Source organism: Caenibacillus caldisaponilyticus, assembly GCF_002003465.1.
In the GTDB taxonomy this organism is placed as follows: Bacteria; Bacillota; Bacilli; order Bacillales; family Sporolactobacillaceae; genus Caenibacillus; species Caenibacillus caldisaponilyticus.
In genome coordinates this window covers 1-3300 of sequence record NZ_BDDQ01000093.1, presented here as the reverse complement: position 1 = coordinate 3300, position 3300 = coordinate 1, and the positions used below count along the sequence as shown (strand labels likewise).

Here is a 3300-nt window from a genome sequence, read left to right as displayed (position 1 = left end):
GGTGATCGGCCGTAATTCTCCGTTCAGAGCCTTTTCTTTCTTGTATTTTGGCAAACTCTTTGGAATGGATCGGTAAACGTCCATCTCGACCTCAATCTCACCTTCCAACGGCTTTTCTGGCTTATATTGGGTGGCAACAAGCCGAATATAATTCTTGAATTCCCTTGATTTTTTCGGATCGTATGCCTTAACATATCCGCCTATTGTCGTGAATCTTGGCCGGCCTTGTGCGACCGGCTCGCCATATATCGTAAATTCAATCATTTTTCGACCTCATCCGTTCTATTTCTCTTTCAAGTTCAGTCAACGACAATTCGTACAAACTCCGTCCATCCCGCGACTCCGTGACGCCGGCCGCCTACAGTCGGTCGATGAGCTGTTGCCGGCGGATTGCGACTCTTCGAGCAAGCAACGCCATTTTAATCCCCCTCTACTAACACTTGCTCAGCAATAGATACCGCCACAGCTGCAACATGTATCAGTTCTTGATACAAATTACTGGCATCGGATTTTTTGCCCCATCCCCATTCTTTCTGCATGGCTTGAGCTACTTCTCCTACTTCCTCGGTTAGTATCATTAACCAGATTGGGTATTCATGACTTTGAATTCCCCATTTTTTGTCTTGTCTATCACGCTCGGCCAAAATGTCATTCATCACTTTTTGTCGAAAAATTTCATAATCCATTGTTTTCGCCCCTTCCTCGATTAGTTAATATCCTTCCTCCTGCCGCTCATGATTGACGGCATTTTTCTCGAAATAGGCTTCTTCAATTTGCTCCGGAGTGAAGCCTAGCATTTCGCCAAGCACTATGAAACTAGCAAGCAATTCATGATAGTAATTATCGTCGTGCATCGAATTCGCCCAATTTATAACTAGAACAAATTGGTCAAATGTATTTTGAGAAGTTTGATTTTCTTTGATTTCTAATGCTATTTCTATGTCTTCATCTGATACCTCGATTTCCAACCCAATTGATAAAATGAAATGTAGACAATCGACGTATTCTTCCAAAAGCTGGTTGTGTTTTCGCATGGGAATGATCGTATCCCATCCACATATTGGACAACATTTTAGGAACGTCTCGGTTTCGAATTTCGCGCCACATTTGGATAAATTTCCGCATTGCCACACATCCGCATTTTCTTCTTCGCAATTTGTCAAAATCTCATTTCTCGGCTTCTGATCATTGCTCCAAAATTTGAACCCGCGCCACTCATTCGCCAATTCCCCAAGCTCCACCAGCAGCGCAAGCACTTTCTTCGCCAACCGATCTTCGCCGGGTTGCCGTGGGTGCTCTGCCTCAATCCTCCGATCCAGTTCAGCTTGTAGTTTGAAAAGTTTTTTAAGATTCATTATTTTCGCCTCCCTTTTGATCTTCTAGATCCGGTCCATAACAAAATTCACAAATATCATATTCTTCTCTCTCGTGTGTGAAAAAATTCTTTCCCACGAATTTTCTTCCATTCGTCTCTTCACCACAGAAATAGCATTTACTCATTGTGATTTTCCTCCTTTTTTGCAAGTTAGAACGGCAAATCGTCATCCGCTATATCAATAGGCTTTCCGTCATCGGCAAACGGATCTCCATCACCTGCAAACGGGTCATCATTTTCCGATAGTTCATTCCGTGCCGGCTGATCAGATCTCGCACCCTTCGGATCCAAAAACTGCACCGATTCGGCCACCACTTCCGTGACGTATACCCGCCGGCCATCCTTTTCGTAGTTGCGTGTTTGAAGACGCCCATCCACGCCGGCAAGGCGGCCTTTGCTCAAGTAGTTTGCTGCGTTTTCCCCCAGCTTCCGCCAAGCGATGACCTGGATGAAGTCTGCCTCGCGTTCCCCTTCTTGGTTTGTAAACGGGCGGTTGACGGCGAGGGTGAAAGTGGCCACGGCATTCCCGTTGGGCGTATAGCGTAGATCGGGATCCTTCGTCAGCCGGCCGATCAGAATCACTCGGTTGATCATAATTTCACCATCCTAAAGATTGCTAAGAAGCTCCTCGAGTTTTTCTATGCTTTTCTCATTCTTAGGTCGATAATCTAGGTTATTTGTTGCCCACTTCGGGAGCTTATCCACTCTTTCATTTGGACGTTGTTGCCCTTTTGCTTCGTATTTTTTCTTGATTTGTTCATTTCGTGATGCTTCATATGCCCGCACTTGATCGAGTGTTTTCAAGCCTTCCTCTAACCATTTCTTCAATATTCCCTCAATGTAGCCAAATGATTTTTTCTTTCGTTTCAATGCAAGCTTCATAGCAGCTATAACGATATCTTCTGAAAGATCGGCTACCCATTTTTCTATCTCATCGGCGATATAAGAACTATAATCACCAAAATTATTTGTGTAGAATGCTACCGCTCGCGATGATGGCAGCCCACTGCCGCTTACATCGTCGTCGGTATCATTCGTTTTAGTTTCGTTTTGTTTTGTATTGTTTAATAATATGGCATGATTGTCGGCATGGTTGTCAGCATACTTGTTGGCATAGTTGTCGGCATGACTGTCGGCATAATTGTCGGCATGTGGTGCGGACAATTCATTGTCAGTATGATTGCCGGCATATTTGTCGGCATCTAATGCGGTCAAATCAATCATTCTATAAACTGCTGACTTGTTACCCTTCCTGGATCGAAAGTCTATATAGCCTTTCTGTTTGAGTTCATTTCTGGCTTTTGAGACGGTCCGTTCAGCTAGCCCAGATCTAAAACACAATAATGATGCGGCCACCGAAAACTCTTCAGTCCATCCTGCCTTATTGTTTGCGTGCATCAAAGCGTGCCACAAAGCAATTGCGGATGTAGACAAAGGGTTTTCTTCGAGCCGATCATAAAATGCTTTGATCTGTTTAATGTAGTTCATTACCGTCTCACCTCTTATCATGGGACAAATACCATTTTCCCTGTCAGTTCTTGGATTTCTTTTTTGAACTGTGCTTCATTACTGTTGTTGTCGCTTAAATGGAGTAACCAGATCTCCTCTAGCTTGCTTAAATCATTAGCTTTCAAAAATTCCTTCACGTTTTCCAGACTGAAATGCGAGCGTAATAACCGCTTTTTCATAACTCTTGGCACTCGGCCGGAAGCAATGTTTTCGTTCAAAATGGCCAAGCTATAGTTGCATTCAATCATTATGTGTGTGAGGCCAGGGAACAGGTAGCGAATATAGTACGTATCTGTTGCGAACAAAAGTTTTTCACGCTGTTCGTTCATCAATAGATATCCAACCGGTTCGGACGTATCGTGCTGAACGTCGAAAGGCAAGATGATCCATGTTCCGAGCTTAAACTGTTTCTTCGC

5 protein-coding genes and 2 pseudogenes are annotated in these 3300 nt (G+C 43.8%); all 7 read right to left on the bottom strand.

Features of this window, described 5'->3' with window-relative positions:
* Positions 1-264, bottom strand: a 264-nt coding sequence (locus CCB157_RS16235; protein ID WP_143287117.1) for a RusA family crossover junction endodeoxyribonuclease, incomplete at its 3' end; no start/stop codon positions are given.
* Positions 257-334: pseudogene (gene fbpA, locus CCB157_RS18410) on the bottom strand (Fur-regulated basic protein FbpA); the annotation flags it as partial. The gene CCB157_RS16235 and the pseudogene fbpA, both read right to left, overlap by 8 nt.
* 85 nt (positions 335-419) lie before the next feature.
* The gene (locus CCB157_RS16225; protein ID WP_077616868.1) at positions 420-686 is read right to left on the bottom strand and encodes a MazG-like family protein; all 267 of its coding nucleotides are present in this window, start codon (positions 684-686) and stop codon (positions 420-422) included.
* A 24-nt stretch (positions 687-710) separates the two neighbouring features.
* Positions 711-1355 (bottom strand): dUTP diphosphatase, encoded by a 645-nt coding sequence (locus CCB157_RS16220; RefSeq protein ID WP_077616867.1) that lies wholly within the window; start codon positions 1353-1355, stop codon positions 711-713.
* A gap of 170 nt (positions 1356-1525) precedes the next feature.
* Positions 1526-1969: a single-stranded DNA-binding protein gene (gene ssb / locus CCB157_RS16215; RefSeq protein WP_077616866.1), complete on the bottom strand. Its 444-nt coding sequence runs from the start codon at positions 1967-1969 to the stop codon at positions 1526-1528.
* Positions 1970-1981: 12 nt separating this feature from the next.
* Complete coding sequence (locus CCB157_RS16210) at positions 1982-2863, bottom strand: DnaD domain protein (RefSeq protein ID WP_158077363.1); 882 nt, start codon at positions 2861-2863, stop codon at positions 1982-1984.
* 17 nt (positions 2864-2880) lie between these two features.
* A pseudogene (locus CCB157_RS16205) lies at positions 2881-3300 on the bottom strand (MBL fold metallo-hydrolase); the annotation flags it as partial.

Coding starts and splice junctions, on each gene's coding strand:
- CCB157_RS16225 (WP_077616868.1), bottom strand. CDS start 686: ATGGATTATGAAATTTTTCGACAAAAAGTGATGAATGACATTTTGGCC.
- CCB157_RS16220 (WP_077616867.1), bottom strand. CDS start 1,355: ATGAATCTTAAAAAACTTTTCAAACTACAAGCTGAACTGGATCGGAGG.
- ssb (WP_077616866.1), bottom strand. CDS start 1,969: ATGATCAACCGAGTGATTCTGATCGGCCGGCTGACGAAGGATCCCGAT.
- CCB157_RS16210 (WP_158077363.1), bottom strand. CDS start 2,863: ATGAACTACATTAAACAGATCAAAGCATTTTATGATCGGCTCGAAGAA.